This is a genomic window from Sinomicrobium weinanense (assembly GCF_018863395.1).
Taxonomy (GTDB): Bacteria; Bacteroidota; Bacteroidia; order Flavobacteriales; family Flavobacteriaceae; genus Sinomicrobium; species Sinomicrobium weinanense.
In genome coordinates, this window is the sequence record NZ_JAHKRR010000001.1 from 1,187,532 (window position 1) to 1,205,155 (window position 17,624).

General features: G+C 44.6%; 14 protein-coding genes. 9 read left to right on the plus strand and 5 right to left on the minus strand.

What is annotated here, in order from left to right; translation table 11 throughout:
* Nucleotides 1–24: 24 nt before the first annotated feature.
* The 3 genes from KN811_RS05140 to KN811_RS05150 all read right to left on the minus strand — a co-directional run bounded on the left by KN811_RS05140 (nucleotide 25) and on the right by KN811_RS05150 (nucleotide 5,502).
* Nucleotides 25–3,567, minus strand: coding sequence for a TonB-dependent receptor (locus KN811_RS05140; RefSeq protein ID WP_187966452.1), 3,543 nt, complete (start codon nucleotides 3,565–3,567; stop codon nucleotides 25–27).
* Between the two features lie 91 nt (nucleotides 3,568–3,658).
* Complete coding sequence (locus KN811_RS05145) at nucleotides 3,659–4,624, minus strand: FecR family protein (protein ID WP_187966453.1); 966 nt, start codon at nucleotides 4,622–4,624, stop codon at nucleotides 3,659–3,661.
* 296 nt (nucleotides 4,625–4,920) lie between these two features.
* Nucleotides 4,921–5,502 carry an RNA polymerase sigma-70 factor gene (locus tag KN811_RS05150; protein ID WP_187966454.1) on the minus strand — a complete coding sequence of 194 codons (582 nt, stop codon included), beginning with the start codon at nucleotides 5,500–5,502 and terminating at the stop codon, nucleotides 4,921–4,923.
* A 271-nt stretch (nucleotides 5,503–5,773) separates the two neighbouring features.
* Here KN811_RS05150 and KN811_RS05155 point away from each other — a divergent pair, with 271 nt between their 5' ends.
* The 4 genes from KN811_RS05155 (at nucleotide 5,774) to KN811_RS05170 (ending at nucleotide 12,100) form a co-directional block, all read left to right on the plus strand.
* A complete protein-coding gene (locus KN811_RS05155; RefSeq protein ID WP_187966455.1) occupies nucleotides 5,774–7,927 on the plus strand; it encodes a M3 family metallopeptidase in 2,154 nt (717 codons plus the stop codon).
* A 308-nt stretch (nucleotides 7,928–8,235) separates the two neighbouring features.
* Nucleotides 8,236–8,586: a 50S ribosomal protein L19 gene (gene rplS, locus KN811_RS05160; RefSeq protein ID WP_187966456.1), complete on the plus strand. Its 351-nt coding sequence runs from the start codon at nucleotides 8,236–8,238 to the stop codon at nucleotides 8,584–8,586.
* Between the two features lie 672 nt (nucleotides 8,587–9,258).
* A complete protein-coding gene (locus KN811_RS05165; protein WP_187966457.1) occupies nucleotides 9,259–11,493 on the plus strand; it encodes an NADP-dependent isocitrate dehydrogenase in 2,235 nt (744 codons plus the stop codon).
* Between the two features lie 199 nt (nucleotides 11,494–11,692).
* Nucleotides 11,693–12,100: a DoxX family protein gene (locus KN811_RS05170; RefSeq protein ID WP_187966458.1), complete on the plus strand. Its 408-nt coding sequence runs from the start codon at nucleotides 11,693–11,695 to the stop codon at nucleotides 12,098–12,100.
* A gap of 176 nt (nucleotides 12,101–12,276) precedes the next feature.
* Here the strand turns inward: KN811_RS05170 and holA are convergent, their stop codons facing one another.
* The gene (holA, locus tag KN811_RS05175; RefSeq protein WP_187966464.1) at nucleotides 12,277–13,281 is read right to left on the minus strand and encodes a DNA polymerase III subunit delta; all 1,005 of its coding nucleotides are present in this window, start codon (nucleotides 13,279–13,281) and stop codon (nucleotides 12,277–12,279) included.
* Between the two features lie 131 nt (nucleotides 13,282–13,412).
* Between holA and KN811_RS05180 the strand changes: the two genes are divergently transcribed.
* The 5 genes from KN811_RS05180 (at nucleotide 13,413) to KN811_RS05200 (ending at nucleotide 16,929) form a co-directional block, all read left to right on the plus strand.
* The gene (locus KN811_RS05180) at nucleotides 13,413–13,859 is read left to right on the plus strand and encodes a type I restriction enzyme HsdR N-terminal domain-containing protein (protein ID WP_187966459.1); all 447 of its coding nucleotides are present in this window, start codon (nucleotides 13,413–13,415) and stop codon (nucleotides 13,857–13,859) included.
* A 172-nt stretch (nucleotides 13,860–14,031) separates the two neighbouring features.
* The gene (locus KN811_RS05185; RefSeq protein ID WP_187966460.1) at nucleotides 14,032–15,033 is read left to right on the plus strand and encodes a glycosyltransferase family 2 protein; all 1,002 of its coding nucleotides are present in this window, start codon (nucleotides 14,032–14,034) and stop codon (nucleotides 15,031–15,033) included.
* Nucleotides 15,034–15,169: 136 nt separating this feature from the next.
* Nucleotides 15,170–16,009, plus strand: a complete 840-nt coding sequence (locus tag KN811_RS05190; protein ID WP_187966461.1) for an OmpA/MotB family protein — start codon at nucleotides 15,170–15,172, stop codon at nucleotides 16,007–16,009.
* 104 nt (nucleotides 16,010–16,113) lie between these two features.
* Nucleotides 16,114–16,563 carry a DUF6146 family protein gene (locus KN811_RS05195; RefSeq protein WP_187966462.1) on the plus strand — a complete coding sequence of 150 codons (450 nt, stop codon included), beginning with the start codon at nucleotides 16,114–16,116 and terminating at the stop codon, nucleotides 16,561–16,563.
* A 60-nt stretch (nucleotides 16,564–16,623) separates the two neighbouring features.
* Nucleotides 16,624–16,929: a DUF6787 family protein gene (locus tag KN811_RS05200; protein WP_187967742.1), complete on the plus strand. Its 306-nt coding sequence runs from the start codon at nucleotides 16,624–16,626 to the stop codon at nucleotides 16,927–16,929.
* Between the two features lie 96 nt (nucleotides 16,930–17,025).
* Here KN811_RS05200 and KN811_RS05205 read toward each other — a convergent pair whose 3' ends face one another.
* Nucleotides 17,026–17,448 carry a Fur family transcriptional regulator gene (locus KN811_RS05205; protein WP_187967743.1) on the minus strand — a complete coding sequence of 141 codons (423 nt, stop codon included), beginning with the start codon at nucleotides 17,446–17,448 and terminating at the stop codon, nucleotides 17,026–17,028.
* Between the last annotated feature and the right edge of the window lie 176 nt (nucleotides 17,449–17,624).

Sequence of the window (17,624 nt, forward strand, 5' to 3'; positions counted from 1 at the left end):
TTTTATTGTCTTTTTAGCTATCGATTAAAATCCAATATTAAGTCCCATGGACCATGTTCTTATTATCGGTGCCACGTTCCAGTCCACCCCCATTCTTAATTGCGGGGAATCTGCTCCTGTTCCGGAAGTATACCGGTTCAATTCAGGATCCAGTCCGGAATATCCCGTAATAACAAACGGGTTTTGTACCTGGGCAAAGATCCTGACAGAAGTGATGGCTCCGCTAAAGGCCCTGTTCAGCCACTCCCTGGTGGGGCTGTAACCAAAAGCAATATTCTGTACCCTGAGGAAATCTCCTTTTTCCACAAACCTGGAGTTTGCGGCACTGGTCTGCCACATATTACTGTCCTGCCCGGAATACAGCTTTGGAATATCTGTTTCCTGCCCCGGGGCTGTCCAACGATTCAATATATCTTTATGGTTGTTAGAGAACCCTTGCCCTAAAAGGCCGGCCAGTGATTGGTTCATAATATAGTTTCCACCGGAATACCGGACAAACAGTTCTGCATCGAAATTCTTGTATTTGAAATTATTGGTCCATCCACCATACCATTTGGGCAATGTGTTCCCCAGGTAATCCTGTGTAGGGCCTCCTTCTGCTGCGGTACTTACATCTCCGGGATTGTCAGGGTTATAAGTCTTCCATGCCAAATCTCCCTTCTGAAGGTTGTACTGTATAATATCGTCATTCCTGTAATACATGGGATTACCGTTCTCGGGGTTTACCCCGGCCCATTTATAGCCATACAATTGAGCTACGGACCCTCCTTCTTCAGTAATATTATAGGTGGTTATAATAGGAGCGTTCATTTCGGTAACTTCATTTTCTATAAAACTGAAGTTAAAGTCTGTGGTCCAGCTAAAATTACCGTTATCGATGAGCTTGGTCATCAGGCGCAGTTCCACCCCTTTGTTGACCATGGCCCCGACATTCTGGGAAATATTGTTACCGGGAATACCGAGAGACGGGATGGTCGGCGCATCCAGGATAAGGTCGCTTATGTTATTCCGGAAATAGTCAAAATTCAGGTTAACATTGGCAATGGTCATGTCCAGACCTACATTGAACTTTTTGGAAGTTTCCCATTGCAGACCTCTGTTCGACATATTATCATAACCGATCCCGGCCCCTATACCTCCGAGGACCGCGGCATAACCACCGGCATAGGGAAATGCCCCTATCTCGGTATTTCCTACCTCTGCATAGGATCCCCTGATCTTTAAATCGGTTATCAGCCCGCTATTGAAAAAGTTTTCGTCAGATATTCTCCATCCTACCGAACCCCCGAAAAAAGTCCCTCTCCGGTTGTCTTTCGGCAATGAAGAAATTCCATCGTTCCTGGCAGAGAACGAAAGCATATATTTTCCCTGATAGCTGTAATTCAATCTTCCGAAATAAGAGTCAAACCCTATTTCTTCATATTGTCCTCCTGAGAACTGGTTGGCATAAGATCCCGAGATCAGGTTTTCTTCCATAAAGAACCGGTCAGAAAAACCTGTTCCCGAGGCATTGAAATTATAAAAGCTGGTTTTCTGATACTCCGCCCCCGCCGTTACATTAAGGATATGATGATCCGCAATCACCTTACGGTAGTTCAGCGTATTTTGCCAGTTCCACCTTTGAGCTGGCCTGTAGGACATATACATGCTTCCATTCGGGCCATTACCATCGCCATGTCTCGGATCCCAGGACCTGAGATCTTCATTCAGGGTAAGGTCTACCCCAATCTGTGTCCTGGCTTTTAACCCCTCTATGATCTCCAGCTCTCCGAAAGCATTTCCGATGATCCTGTGGGTTCTGCTCCTGTACCGGTTGTTTGCAATAACAAAACCGATGTTCGGAATGTTATTGTCGGGTCCTGTCAGGTTATTTCCCCAACCTGTTGACTGCCCGTCCTCAGTGACATTATACCCGTCATAAGCCGTGTTTTCAGGATCGTAGATAGGTACGTTCGGGAGGTTTCTGGTGGCGTTGTATATAGCGCCCGACAAGCTGTTTGCCCCCTGGTTCAGACCATTGAGCTCGGTAAATGAATACGACAAACTCGTCCCTATGTTAATCCGGTCGCCGATCTTATGATCTACATTTGACCGAAACGAATACCTTTTCATATCATTGGGCTTCACGATCGCTTCCTGGTCCATAAATCCGAGTGAGAAGAAAAATTTGGTCTGTTCATTTCCCCCGCTTAAGGACAGGTTGTGCTGTTGTGTAAAACCGGTCCTGAGCACATGATCCTGCCAATCCGTATTTACTCCGGGAGCAGCCAGCTCTGACTGTCCTGCATTGGTACGTTTTTCATTGGCTATGGTCACAAACTGGTCTCCGTTCAACAGGTCAAAGCGATCTACATCCTCGTTAAATCCTACATTCATATTATAGGATACCTGGGTTTCTCCGGCTTTACCTCTTTTTGTAGTGATCAGAATAACCCCGTTGGCGGCCCTGGAACCGTATATCGCAGTAGCAGAACCATCTTTTAGAACTTCGAAAGATTCGATATCCGCAGGGTTGATATTTGAAAGCGAGTTGGCCGATTGAATGGCAGATCTGTCGTTATCTACCATAGGCACCCCATCTACAACAATCAGAGGATTAGCGCTGGATGTCAGTGAATTTACCCCCCGGATCCTGATAATAGGCCTTGCTCCGAGCACTCCTCCCGGGTTTGTTACCTGCACACCGGGAGCACGACCGGCAAGCTGCTGATCAAATGAAGGTGTTACAAGGTCTTGCATGGATTCGTTATTGATAGAGGTAATAGAACCGGTCAGTTCCCTTCGCTCCTGGGTACCATATCCTACGACAACCACTTCTTCCAGGGCCTGGGCGTCTTCTTCCATTTGCACGTTCACCTCTCCCGACGGGCCTACGGTCACTTCCCTGGTCCTTTGCCCTACATAGGAAAATACCAGCACCTGTCCTTCATTGGCAGAGATGCTGTAATTCCCGTCAAAATCTGTCTGGGTCCCTGTCTGTGTTCCTTTTACAACAATATTTACACCGGGTAACGGCATCCCGTTCTGGTCTGTGACATTCCCGGTTACAAGGTTCTGGAATGCCCTGGCCAGATTGGTTGTAGTTTCATTTAAAATCTTCTCTTTTGCTCTTTCCTTATCGGATCTTTTCTTTTCCTCTGCCGATTCCAGGAGTTCTTCTAAGATCTTAACCACATAGGTATCGCCCCTGGGAAAAAGCACGATCTGGTTTTTTACCAGTTTATAATCGATATTTAAATTATAAAGCAACTGTTTCAGTACAACTTCCAGTTCCGTATTTTTCACATCAATGCTCACCTTTCTGGAAACATTGATCAACCGGGTATTGTAAAAGAAATGATAATCAGTTTTCTGTTCGATCTCTGCAAGAGCTTCCGACAGGCTTTTGCTTTCCATTTCCAGAGAAATGCTCTGGGCCCGGATGTCGGTTGCTAAAAGTTCTCCAAGGGTAAGACATATCAAAACAACATAAATTTTCATGACCCTGATCATTTGTTTTACAGGAGCATTTCCGGGAAGTAGATAGAAATGCCTGTAAAACAATTTAAAACGATTGTTTTTTTTCATAATTTTAAACGTTTTTAGATTAAAACAAGACTGGTTTTAGTTTAATTAAACACGAATCGGAAGAAGGTGTTGCCGCACCTTCTTCTTTTTTCTAATACAAGGTTATTTTCTCCTTTCCTTTTTTATAATTGATAGATGACGAGATCTTCAATACCCGTAACACTTCGTCGATCGTAAGATTGTCAAAAGTGCCGGTGAACAGATAGTCATAGAGTACTGCCGACCCGATTTCGAATTGTACGTCGTACCTCCGCTCCAGGTCTTCCAGTACATCCTCCAGGGGTGTTTCCTTAAAAATGAGCTTTCCTTCTTTCCAGGAAACCGCTTCTTCTCTGGATACTTCTTTTATTTTGAGTTGTGTCTGCCCATGGTTGAGCATTGCGGCCTGTAACGGTTTTAGTTTTACCGGAGCTACATCATCGCTGCTCACTTCCACGGTCCCCTCTACCAGGGTAGTCCTGGTATCGGAATCGCCTGAATAGGAACGGACATTGAACGATGTTCCCAATACCCGGATATTCATATCCCCGGCGTGGACTATAAAGGGGAGCCGGGTGTCTTTGATCACTTCAAAATAGGCTTCTCCGGTAAGAAAGACTTCTCGTATACTGTCCTTAAACACCGGCGGATATTTTAGCCGGCTGTCTACATTCAGTACAACATGCGTACTGTCGGGCAGCACGATCTCCCGGCTTATTCCTCTCGGGGTGACCACTTCCACCATCTTTTCTTCTTTTGTGTTCACAACATCCTTTTTGGTGTCTGAAGAAGGGAGCATGTCTACAACAAACCACATCAAAACAAAAATCGCCACGGCGGAGGTCAGTCGTAACAAAATCTTCCTTTGCCTCTGCTTTTTGTCGTGCTTTTTCCACCGGGAATAAATTTTTTCCACATCCAGGGCGGGCCTGTTAAACCCGGACACCGTGTGTTGCGCCTTCAGGAAATTGTACTTCTTCTGATGTTCTTCTGACGACGCTATCCACCTCATAACTTCCTGTCGTTCATTATCTTCCAGTTCTTCCCTGATGTATTTAACGATAGTTTCATCTTTCATGTCCCTGTGATAAATTGTTAAGCCTGTATTAATAAGACGTTAAAATACTGTTACACCCTTAGTTTTATATGGATTTTTATGATATATCTGATTTTTTAGTGATAAAATATGGGGGTTATCGAAAATCCCCGTTTTATTTTAATCACGCCTCAAAAAGGATAGAGAAATAAAGAGTAAGGACAGGGGTAAGTTGACAGTTTGAAGTTTAGGATGGGAGACTTGGTGATTGCGGGTTTTGTTTGGTTTATCGGCTTTTAATTAGGGATTAAGAATGTGTGTGCCGATCTCAAATGGGGTCAGCCAATCAGGGAAAAACAGGACAGGAACTCGCGCAAGTGCAGGCGCATATGTTTTAATGCCTTGGTCATGTGGCTTTCTACGGTCTTTACGGAAATATGGAGCTCTTCGGCAGTTTGTTTGTAGTTAAGGCCATCCATCTTGGTCTTCAGGAATACTTTTTTACAGGTTTTCGGCAATAAGGCCACGGCTTCTTCAATACGTTTTTCCAGTTCTTCTTCGAGCAGGAAAGAGGCTTCCTTGTCTTGCAGGGCTTTAAAGTTTATCTTGTTTTCCAACAGGGTGGCCTCATCTTCCATGGAGACCAGTTTTCTCGGTTTTCTCAGGATATCCAGGCAACGGTTTTTTACCATTTTAAATAGGTACCCTCCCATATTTCCCCGAATATGAAGGTCTTTTCTTCGGTCCCATAAAGAAATAAAAATATCCTGCACCACTTCTTCTGCCAGGTAATCATCTCTGAGATAAGACTTCGCTATAACGAACAGGTTGTTGGCATACAGGTGATAAAGGGTTTCGAAAGCTCTTTCGTCCCCCTGTTTTACGAGGTATATGAGATTATTTGAATTAGCTTGAGTCAAGAAATAATATTGTGTTAACAATTTTTGATTTTCAATGCTAAATCTACAAAAAAAGCTCCCGTTTTGTTATTTTTTTTATCCGTTTTTCTCATCCCGGAAAATACGCGACTATATTTCAAAGGAATACAAAAAAATCCCCGGGCGGAAATAAGTACGAAATATATTCCCCGGCCACGGTATAAAAAGGGCGATAGGTTTAAACAAGGTTGAACCCGTACCTCTTTTTTTTCGTTTTTTTGATTATATTCCCCCAAATTCTAAAATTGCGTTTATGAGTTTCAAATCTTTAAAACTGGGTCTCGTGATCACCGTTATATTGAGCGGTTGCCAGGAGAAAAAAACCAAAGATCATACGACAGATCGTGTCAATATTGACAATGTTCTGTTACAGGATTACCAGGGGCCTTACGAGGGTGTCCCCGCCTTTGATAAAATGGAAGTCTCCCTGGTACAGCCTGCCATAGAAAAAGGGATGGCCATGCATCTGGCAGAGATCGATAAGATCGTGGCCAGCCAGGAACCTCCTACTTTTGAAAACACCATTATCCCCTTTGAAAAATCGGGAGCAGCCTTAGACCGTGCATTTACCTACTACGGTATTTTCAGCAGCAATATGTCTTCGGATGCTTTTAGGGAAATACAACAAAAACTGGCTCCCGAGATCAGTGAATACACCTCAAAGATATCTCAGAACGAAGGCTTGTTTAAACGTATAAAAACGGTGTATGAAGCAGCAAAGGACAATCCGCTTCCTGCCCAGCAACAACGTACGCTTCAACTTATTTACGAGGATTTTGCCATGAGCGGAGCCGACCTGAATGCAGAAGACAAAAAGAAATATGCTGCGATCAATAAAGAACTCTCCGAACTTTACACCCGCTTTTCCAACAATGTCCTGGCGGATGAGGAAAACTATGTGGTTTACCTCACCGAAGATCAGCTTGGCGGCCTGCCCGATTCTTTTATAAAATCAGCAGCCAAAGCAGCGGCAGATCGCGGCAAGGAAGGCCAATTTGCCATTACCAACACCCGTTCGTCCATGGATCCTTTCCTCACCTATTCTACCGAAAGGGCCTTACGCGAAAAAGTCTGGAAAAATTATTATTCCCGGGGCGATAACGAAGATGACTACGACAACAATGCCATTATTGCCAGGATCCTGAAATTGCGCGATCAGCGGGTAGCACTATTGGGCTATGAGAATTATGCCGAATGGCGCTTACAGGACCGCATGGCCAAAACTCCCGAAAATGCCATGGACCTGATGATGAAGGTATGGCCCGCGGCTTTGGCAAGGGTAAAAGAAGAAGTAAGCGACATGCAGGCCGTAGCTGATGAAGAAGGTGAAAACATCACCATAGAACCCTGGGACTACAGGTTCTATGCCGAAAAAGTGCGAAAGGCCACTTACGACCTGGACAGTGAAGAAGTAAAGCAGTATCTGGAATTGGGCAATCTTACCCAGGCCTTGTTCTTTACGGCGGGAGAATTATTTAATTTTAAATTCACCCCGGTCGAAAAAGGCAGTGTTCCCGTATTTCACGAAGATGTAAAAGTCTGGGAAGTTACCGACAAAGGCTCCGGAAAACTTATAGGCCTGTGGTACCTGGATCCTTATGCACGGCAGGGAAAACGCTCCGGGGCCTGGGCAACTACCTATCGCAGCCGTACGGAACTGACCGGAAATCAACCGGTGCTGGCCTCCAATAATTCAAACTTTATTAAACCTGCCCCGGGAGAACCTTTGTTGATTTCCTGGGATGATGCCGAGACCTTTTTTCACGAATTCGGGCATGCCCTGCACTTTTTATCTTCTGATGTCAAATACCCTACCCTGAACGGCGGTGTCAGGGATTATACCGAGTTCCACTCGCAATTGCTGGAACGCTGGTTGTCTACCGACAAGGTGATCCACCAGTTTTTACGCCATTACAAAACCGATGAGGTCATTCCCAAAACACTGGTGGCCAAAATAAAAAAGGCAGCCACCTTTAACCAGGGTTTTGCCACAACCGAGTTTCTGGCCTCTGCACTGATGGATATGAAATACCATACCATGAGCGATGAAGACCTGAAAAACCTGGATCCCAGGCAATACGAGAAAGAAACACTGAAAGCATTGCATATGCCCGGGGAGATCGTTATGCGGCACCGCACTCCGCATTTTGGGCATGTGTTCTCCGGAGAAGGTTATGCAACCGGTTATTACGGGTACCTGTGGGCTGATGTTTTAACTGCTGATGCGGCAGAAGCCTTTGCCGAAGCTCCCGGTGGTTTTTACGATAAAGAACTAGCCCAAAAACTGGTGAGGTATTTATTTGCGCCGCGTAATTCGGTAGACCCTGCCGAAGCGTACAAAAAATTCAGAGGCAGAGAAGCCAACATAGATGCTTTGATGCGCGACCGCGGCTTTCCGGTTGAGTGAAGATGACCGGGAGATGGGGTGACGAGGGAGGAGACAGGGAGAATTGATGATTTGTAGTGACTTGTTGTGATAGATGCAAATTGAAGATCATCGCTATTGAGTTTGGAAGTACAAAACAACAACAGGTAAACTTTGAACTTTGAACCTTGAACCTGTCACCCTGAGTGCAGTCGAAGGATTGAATTTTAATATGTTAAAAGCCTTTTGCTCCAATTAAAATAATTATTTATATTTGCACCCGATTTCAGACCAACCTCTGGCGATAGACGTGAATGTTGCTTTGAAAAAACCTTGTTAAACATAATATCATGGAAGATTTAGTAAAATTCGTTCAGGACGAATTTGTTTCCAAAAAAGATTTTCCGGAATTTTCTGCCGGAGACACAATCACTGTGTATTACGAGATCAAAGAAGGTGAAAAAACCCGTACACAGTTCTTTAGAGGTGTGGTCATACAAAGAAGAGGCAGCGGTGCTTCAGAGACCTTTACCATCAGAAAAATGTCTGGTACCGTTGGTGTAGAACGTATTTTTCCTATAAATATGCCTGCCCTCCAGAAGATCGAAGTGAACAAAAAAGGTAAAGTACGAAGAGCCCGTATATTCTATTTCCGCGGACTTCGTGGTAAAAAAGCAAGGATCAAAGAGGTTAGATCATAATCTTTTTTTGTACAGAAACATTTCAAGGTCATCCTTCTCGGGTGACCTTTTTTTATTAACCATTGTTAATAACTCCGGTTTATAAAATGTTGATTTTAAATAGGCTAAATATTCTTTTTATGAATTTTTTTTTGTATATTTATACCTCTCCTACCAATTAAGGAATGTTCTTGTACATAAATGCTTTTTTAACGAAGGTCTCGAAAAGTTACTATTGCGATTGCAATGCAAGGGCTTGACAGAAATTTGGAAATCCTGTTTCCATGCCGAAAAGATTAGTTAAGCGATTAACAAATGGAGTAGGAAGTTAAAAAAGTATATAGGAAGCACGATAGATGACGAAAGTCACAAAAAAGTGTTTCTGTTAGGAAATAGTTGAGCGGACTGGCAACCGGAGTTTGCAAACTCGGTATTAAAACCGAGGGATAAACGGATTTGCACAACTATTTCCAGAAAGCCATATCAACATGGAAACAGTGATGATATGGCTTTTGTTTTTCCTTTTTTAAAGTTATTGATTTTTTTTCCGCTTTTATTCTGACAATTTCTCAATTTACCCCACCATTTTTTGAAACATCTAACCTCCTCATTCCCACATTTAATTGTATATTTGCTGTCGCTTAAAAACGCGTCATACCTAAAAATCTCATAAAAAAATTACCTTTTATAATCATGTCACAATTACCCAAGATAGTTTATACTAAAACAGACGAGGCACCTGCCCTCGCCACACATTCCTTATTATCCATCATACAATCGTTTACCGCTTCTTCCGGAATTGAAGTTGAAGTCAAGGATATTTCCCTGGCAGCACGTATTCTGGCCAATTTTCCGGATTATCTCTCCGAATCACAACGCGTAAGCGATGCCCTGGCCGAGCTGGGAGCACTGGCCAAGACTCCTGAAGCCAATATCGTAAAGCTCCCGAATATCAGTGCTTCCGTTCCTCAACTGGAAGCCGCCATTAAAGAACTGCAGGCCAAGGGTTATGCCCTCCCTGACTATCCCGACGATCCGAAGGACGAAAAGGAAAAGGATATCCAGGCCCGTTACGACAAAATAAAAGGTAGTGCGGTGAATCCTGTGCTCCGCGAAGGAAATTCTGACCGGAGGGCTCCGAAAGCTGTAAAGAACTACGCACGTAAACATCCGCACAGCATGGGAGAATGGACCTCGGCTTCCAAAACTCATGTAGCCACGATGAGCGAAGGCGATTTCAGGCACAACGAACAATCCCGTACCTTTGCTCAGGAAGACAGCATTAAAATAAGCCTTAAACAGGCAGATGGCTCCGTAAAAGTACTTAAGGAAGGGCTTGCCATACAAAAGGGAGAGGTCATAGACGGTACTGTTCTGAGCAAAAAAGCATTGATAGCCTTCCTGCAACAACAGGTAAAAGAAGCCAAAGAACAAGGTGTACTCTTTTCCCTGCACATGAAAGCAACCATGATGAAGGTTTCCGACCCCATCATATTCGGACATGCGGTAAAAGTCTTCTTTGCCCCCGTTTTTGAAAAATTCGGTGAGCTTCTCGACAAAGCAGGAGCCGACCCCAATAACGGGCTGGGAGATATCCTCACCGTGGTACAGTCCCTTCCGGAAGAAGAAAGAAAAGCGGTAGAAGCAGGGATCGAAGCCTGTATTGCCAACGGCCCGGACCTGGCCATGGTAAACTCCGACAAGGGAATTACCAACCTCCACGTGCCCAGCGATGTTATTATCGATGCCTCCATGCCCGCCATGATACGCAATTCGGGCCGTATGTGGAATGCCCAGGGAAAAACACAGGACACCAAAGCCGTTATACCCGATAGCAGCTACGCTGCCGTGTATGAGGCCACCATAAATTTCTGTAAAGAGCACGGGGCTTTTGACCCCACCACTATGGGAACTGTACCCAATGTGGGGCTTATGGCACAAAAAGCCGAAGAATACGGTTCACACGACAAAACCTTTGAGATCCCTGCAAACGGTATCGTACAGGTTACCGACAGCAAAGGGAACGTTATCATGGAACACCCGGTAGAACAGGGAGATATATGGAGAATGTGCCAGGTAAAGGATGCTCCGGTACAGGACTGGGTAAAACTCGCCGTAGACCGTGCAAGGGCTACGGGGACTCCCGCTGTTTTCTGGCTCGATGAAGAAAGGGCCCACGATGCGGAACTGATCAAAAAAGTAAAACAATACCTGCCGGAACACAACACGGAAGGGCTGGATATCCGTATCCTGTCTCCCGCAGAAGCTACGCTTTTTACCCTGAAGCGTCTCAGGGCAGGTAAAGACACCATATCCGTAACAGGAAACGTATTGCGCGATTACCTCACCGACCTCTTCCCTATCCTGGAATTGGGCACCAGTGCCAAAATGCTGTCCATAGTACCTCTTATGAACGGCGGAGGCCTGTTTGAAACCGGTGCCGGGGGGTCTGCTCCCAAGCACGTACAGCAATTCCTGGAAGAAAATCACCTGAGGTGGGATTCACTGGGAGAATTCCTTGCTCTGGCCGTATCGCTGGAACACCTGGGTAATAAATATGGAAATGACAAGGCCCTTATCCTTGCCGAAGCCCTGGACGAGGCTACCGAAAAATACCTGGAAAACGACCGCTCCCCTTCGCGCAAGGTCAATGAGCCGGACAACCGTACCAGCCACTTCTACCTGGCGCTCTATTGGGCACAGGCTCTGGCACAACAGACCAAAGACAAAGAACTGCAGGCTGAATTTACTCCTCTGGCCTCTGAGCTCGAAAGCAAGGAACAGGATATTGTAAAAGGACTGAACGATATACAGGGCAAACCTATCGATATCGGAGGTTACTACATCCCGGACGAACAACTTGCCGCGGCAGCCATGCGTCCGAACAAAATTTTCAATACTGCGTTAGATAAGTTACAGGAAGCATAGATATCCCTGTTATTTAAAATACCGGAGAGACCGCCTCAATACGGCGGTCTCTTTTTTATATGCCCCCTGCATATACGGATATCCGCTTCTTTTCAGAGCTTTTCCCTGCTTATTTTATCATCCTCTCACACACTTAACTGCCCTATATCAGATATAATTTCCTATTTTAGTAAAATACAAACTAAAAATAATCATTAAAATGAAAAGAGAAAAGTCATCGTCCAACCTGGGACTGGCCCTACTTAGAATCGGTGCCTCCGCTCTTATAATGACACATGGTTACGGAAAATTACAAATGTTATTGAGCGACGAAGAAATCCAGTTTGGAGATCCTATTGGCCTGGGGATAAAAACCTCGTTTGTCCTTGCCATGATCAGCGAGTTTATTGCTCCTATCCTGGTTATCATAGGTTTTAAGACCAGATGGGCCACCATACCCCCCATCATCACCATGGCAGTTGCGGCTTTTATAGCACATAGCGGCGATCCGATAAATGTTAAGGAAATGGCTTTATTATACCTGATAGCCTTTATAACCATCGCCCTGCTTGGCCCGGGCAAATACAGTGTAGACGGCGCCATGGCCAAAAAGAAGTATTTCATATAAAGTATTAATACAAAGAGGCTGTCTTCTGAAAAATAACCTTTACGTCAACCTGAAACGACCCTTCGACATTTCGACTGTACTCAATGCAGGCAAGCTCAGGATGACAGTTCAGCATGACGGATTATAGGATTTTTCAGAAGGCAACCTCTTTTATCTGTACCGGCCGGGAACCTGTATCAGTTCATGATCTTTACCAGTAATTCCTTGAGCAGGTCGGCCTGGGGTATGCCTGCAGCTCCGACCCCTTTTCCTTTCACATCCATATCCCGCAATACGGCAACGGCTGCACTCACTTTTTTCATCGGGTAATTCCGGGCTGCTACATCGTATTCCTTTACAAAATACGGGTTTATACGCAACGCACCGGCCACGCTCTTCGGAGAATGGTCGCTGAGCCCGTGGTACTGCAATAACTGGGAGAAAAAATTAAATAACAGTGCTACGGTGACCACCAGTGGATTGTCTTTGGGATTCTGGCCAAAATAGTGGACGATCCTCGTAGCCTTTACTACATCTTTTTCGCCAATGGCCTTACGAAGTTCAAAATTGTTATAGTCCTTGCTTATCCCGATGTTCTCTTCGATATGGGAGGGAGTGATCTCCGTACCCTGAGGCAGGATAAGCTGTAGTTTTTCCAGCTCATTATTGATCTTCCCCAGGTCCGTACCCAAAAATTCCACCAGCATCAGCGCTGCTTTCGGGGAGATGGTGTATTTTTTCCCGGCCAGTACCCTTCTGATCCAGTCGCCAACCTGGTTTTCGTACAGTTTTTTGCTTTCAAACAGAACCCCGTTCTTTTTTACGGTCTTGTAGAGTTTTTTCCTTTTGTCCAGGGTCTTATATTTATAGCACAATACCAACACGGTAGTCGGTTGCGGGTTCTCCGCATACGAAGCGAGGTTTTCGATGGTCCTGGACAGCTCCTGGGCTTCCTTTACGATAACCACCTGCCGTTCGGCCATCATCGGGTAGCGTTTGGCGCTTTCAACAATATCTCCAATAGCCACATCCCTGCCGTAAAGCACTACCTGGTTAAAGCCCTTCTCTTCTTCAGAAAGCACATTCTTCTCAATATATTCCGCGATCCGGTCAATATAATAAGGTTCCGCTCCCATCAATACGTAAAGCGGTTTTATATCTCCCTTCTTTATATCCGTGACTATCCGTTTTACTTCATCCATGTGTCTGTTCAAAATTCAAAGTTCAAAGTTTTACTCGGTCCCTAAGCAGAGTCGAAGGGAAAGTTCAAGGTTTCTTGTTCAATTTTTACCCGGTTCCCGGGCGGAGCCGAGGGATTCTTTATATTTGCGGCATGCAGCCGTTAAATTTCCCTCCATATGACTTTCGCATCAAAAATAGAGAAAATAAACCCTATATTTTTGATCCGATCCGTAAAAAATTCATTGCCCTTCAACCTGAAGAATGGGTACGCCAGCACGTGGTCCGGTTTCTTATGGATGAAAAAGGGTATCCAAAATCTCTCATCAATGTAGAAAAGGAACTCCGGATAAACCATATGAAAAAGCGCTATGATGTGGTGGTCTACACCCCTCAGGGCCATATTACCCTGATCGTGGAATGCAAAGCCCCCGCCGTACGTATAACACAGGAGACTTTTGACCAGATAGCCCGGTATAATCTTGCCCTGAAAGCCGATTTTCTTATGGTTACCAACGGCCTGCGCCATTATTTTTGCCGTATGGATTATTCTGAAGAAAAATATATATTTTTAGAGGATATTCCCGTATATAGTCGTTAATTTGTGCCCTTGAACTATAATCTGACGGAATATTCCCGCAGCTGTTCCCCGTCCGCAGGGGAATAGTCCACCTGTAACCTATGAAAAAGTCAGAAGTCAAAGGTCGGCAGTAGAACAGATCCCTATACAATCTTTCGAACTCCGGGCACCACGCTTCAGATCAAAAAAACAGATGAAAATAGCTGTAGTTATACTAAACTGGAACGGAAAACAATTACTGGAACAATTTATGCCTTCAGTACTGGCCTATTCTCCGGGAGCCGATATTTATGTAGCGGACAATGCCTCTACGGATGATTCGGTCCGTTTTCTCCGGGAAACCTATCCGCAGGTGCAAATCGTTCAGAACAAGGTAAACGGTGGTTTCGCCAAGGGGTATAACGATGCATTGAAACAGGTGGATGCCGATATTTTCTGTCTGCTCAATTCGGACATCGAGGTGACCGAAGGCTGGCTGGGCCCTGTGATGCAGGTTTTCCGCGAACGCCCGGAGGTTGCCATCATTCAGCCCAAGATCCTGGACTACAAACAAAAAGATCATTTCGAATATGCCGGCGCTGCCGGAGGATATATCGATATGCTCGGATATCCCTTTTGTCGCGGAAGAGTATTCCAGACTCTGGAACGGGACAACGGACAGTATAACGATACCCGGGAGATATTCTGGGCAACCGGGGCCTGTATGTTCATACGCCGTGAAGTTTTTGAAGGCCTGAAAGGGTTTGACGAGGATTATTTTGCCCACCAGGAAGAAATAGACCTTTGCTGGCGTGCCAGGAATGCAGAACATACCGTTTTATATGTAGGACAAAGCCACATCTATCACGTGGGCGGGGCCACACTGCACAACATGAACCCGAAAAAAACCTTTTTGAACTTTCGGAATTCCCTGTTTTCCATCACCAAAAATGCGCCTTCACGACTGGTGTTCCCCTTGATTTTCATACGCCTTTCCCTGGACGGTATTGCAGGGATACGCTTTATATTCCAGTTAAAGTTCGGGCATTGCCTGGCCATCCTCAGGGCACATGTCAGTTATTACTATCATTTAAAAAATACCATAAAAAAACGGGAGAAAGGTAATAAGAAAGGACATTACTACGTTATTAAGTCGATTGTTTGGGCATATTACATCGCAAATGTAAGAAGATACCCCCAATTAGTTAAAGATTAACAAAAACATGTTGTTTACTAAGAAGATTTTAATACTTTTGGGAACTCATTTTTAAAACCAAATATAACACAAACAAGAAAAACAGGCCTTGCACTAAATAATGTAAGAACCGTGCAGGCATAAATCATTAAGACCAATGAGAAAAATAGTTTTGTTAGGGGCAGGTATTGCCATTTTCTTCTCTTCTTGTGTATCGCAAAAGAAATATTCAGAACTTGAAGCGAAGCAAAAAGAAACACAGGATCTGTTGAATTCAGCTACGGTAAAGCTCAATTCCTGCCTGGAAAGCAAATCCAGACTTGAAGCTGACAATCAAAGTCTGAGAAGCGAAAAGAATGCTCTTATAGACAATATGGGCAACCTTACCACACTGTCTAAAAAAGGAGCAGAAAACCTGGAAAGATCTCTCGAGAGCTTGCAGGAAAAAGACCTGCGTATCCAGCGTTTACAGGATGCCATAAACAAGAAAGATTCCGTAACTCTCGCCCTGGTTACCAGCCTCAAAGGAGTGTTGGGTAACCTGAATGACGAAGACATCGAAATAAGCGTGGAAAAAGGTGTGGTATTCGTTTCTATTTCCGATAAACTCTTATTCCGAAGCGGAAGTTATACCGTAACGCAAAGAGCCAAAGAAGTTCTCGGAAAAGTGGCCAAGGTGGTCAACAACAAGCCTGACTTCGAATTTATGGTGGAAGGACACACTGATAATGTGCCGATCAAGCGACCCGGGCTCGAGGATAACTGGGACCTGAGTGTACACAGGGCTACTGCCGTGGTTAGGATACTCCAGAACGACTTTAACGTAGCACCCGCAAGGATGACTGCCGCAGGTAGAAGCTACTACATTCCTGTAGACAGCAACGAGACTGCTTCCGGACGTGCAAGGAACAGAAGGACAAGGATCGTTGTTCTTCCTAAGATAGACCAGTTCTACGGTATGATCGAAGACACTATGAAAGATATGTCCGGTAAATAAGAACCGAACACTTAAAATATAAAAAGGCCGCCCTTTTAAGAAGGAGCGGCTTTTTTTATGGCATAAAAATGCATTTCTCCCGGAAATTTTGTATTTTTAATACTATGAAGGCCTGCTTTACATACCTGTCTGTTATTTTACTGGCCATAACGGCCATAGTGGCCTGCAATACGGGAAAGTTAACCTATTCTTCAGAAGAGTCGGAGATCTTTAACGATACTTCCGGTGATACCGTTGCTATTTCCAATGACAGCCTGGAGTACGAGATTATCATTATAGAACCCGGTTTTGATACCTGGCTGCACAGCGTGGCCCGTCCCGAAGGCTATTATTCCCAGCATTTCCTGGAAAACCGGAACTGGATCTACGTCACTAACTGGAACCAGAGGGTCCTGGAGCCTTTCCGGTACGACCCGGACCTTTACACCCTGCAGATCGATTATGATCCCAATATCGACTACGGTTATGAAGTCAATTACAAACTCTACAACTATTTTATTTATTTTCAGCGGAAATACAATCAGAGACTGGCAGGTTTTATTCCCCGGATATGACCAAAATAATCCGCGATATCACAAATCTTCACTATCTTTATCCCGTCAAATGGATATCGTATGAACAAATTAAAAAAGCGTTGGGGAATCCGTTCCAATTTTCAGCTTTTCATCATACTTGTCGTATTCGCCCTTACCGGGTCGTCGGCCGCTAAACTCGCCGGCCCGTTCCTCACCTTTTTGGAAATACACGAGGGAGAGATACACTCTTTCCTCTACTGGACACTGAGAATATTGCTCATCTTCCCGATATACCAGGCACTACTGGTTGCTTTTGGCTGGATATTCGGACAATTTGAATTTTTCTGGAATTTCGAAAAAAAGATGCTGAAACGAATGGGATTGGGATTTATCTTTACGAAGTAGGCTCCGAGGATAACACAAATTACCCTGAACAGGCCCGGGCAGAAAACTCCAATGCCGGGAACGCAATTGAGACCGGTCATTCCATGACATCCCACCCTAGGAACAATACTTACAGGTACCGTTGATAAGCAGAGATGACGTTCTGACGATAAAGCCTTCAGGGGTACTCACCCGTGGTATACCGGTATTCGGAAGGCAATAGGTCTGCTCGCAATGATCGCATTTAAAGTGTACATGTGCTCCCGGGCTCTCTATTTTTGTAACGGCGTATTTAATACCCCCGCTACCGTCGTTCACAGCATGAATGATCCCTTTTTCCTCAAAGCTGTTCAAGGTGCGGTAAACGGTAGATTTGTCGAACCTGTCGCCCAACTCCTCGTTGATATCGTTATAGGAAATGGCATGCCCGCTGCCTAATAACAACTGCAATATATCCATCCGTGCCAAAGTGCGTTTTAAACGATGTGACTTCAGCACCTTATTGATGTCCTTTTCCAAATTTGCTACCTCTGCACTCATACGTTTTTGTATTAATCCGGTACTTTAACAAATATACGAAGAAACTGTCTATGTTTCATCGCCTTCGGCAAGGTTAAAAGATTGATGGAAGATTGAATGAGATTGACCCTAAACATTTCAATCTCATTCAATCTTTCCGCGTAGCGGAATTCAATCTTATAAAAAGACATCCATTC

Bases quoted from the DNA above. Each gene is read 5' to 3' on its own strand.
- KN811_RS05140 (WP_187966452.1), bottom strand. From the start codon at position 3,567: ATGAAAAAAAACAATCGTTTTAAATTGTTTTACAGGCATTTCTATCTA.
- KN811_RS05145 (WP_187966453.1), bottom strand. From the start codon at position 4,624: ATGAAAGATGAAACTATCGTTAAATACATCAGGGAAGAACTGGAAGAT.
- KN811_RS05155 (WP_187966455.1), top strand. From the start codon at position 5,774: ATGAGTTTCAAATCTTTAAAACTGGGTCTCGTGATCACCGTTATATTG.
- rplS (WP_187966456.1), top strand. From the start codon at position 8,236: ATGGAAGATTTAGTAAAATTCGTTCAGGACGAATTTGTTTCCAAAAAA.
- KN811_RS05165 (WP_187966457.1), top strand. From the start codon at position 9,259: ATGTCACAATTACCCAAGATAGTTTATACTAAAACAGACGAGGCACCT.
- KN811_RS05170 (WP_187966458.1), top strand. From the start codon at position 11,693: ATGAAAAGAGAAAAGTCATCGTCCAACCTGGGACTGGCCCTACTTAGA.
- holA (WP_187966464.1), bottom strand. From the start codon at position 13,281: ATGGATGAAGTAAAACGGATAGTCACGGATATAAAGAAGGGAGATATA.
- KN811_RS05180 (WP_187966459.1), top strand. From the start codon at position 13,413: ATGCAGCCGTTAAATTTCCCTCCATATGACTTTCGCATCAAAAATAGA.
- KN811_RS05185 (WP_187966460.1), top strand. From the start codon at position 14,032: ATGAAAATAGCTGTAGTTATACTAAACTGGAACGGAAAACAATTACTG.
- KN811_RS05190 (WP_187966461.1), top strand. From the start codon at position 15,170: ATGAGAAAAATAGTTTTGTTAGGGGCAGGTATTGCCATTTTCTTCTCT.
- KN811_RS05195 (WP_187966462.1), top strand. From the start codon at position 16,114: ATGAAGGCCTGCTTTACATACCTGTCTGTTATTTTACTGGCCATAACG.
- KN811_RS05200 (WP_187967742.1), top strand. From the start codon at position 16,624: ATGAACAAATTAAAAAAGCGTTGGGGAATCCGTTCCAATTTTCAGCTT.
- KN811_RS05205 (WP_187967743.1), bottom strand. From the start codon at position 17,448: ATGAGTGCAGAGGTAGCAAATTTGGAAAAGGACATCAATAAGGTGCTG.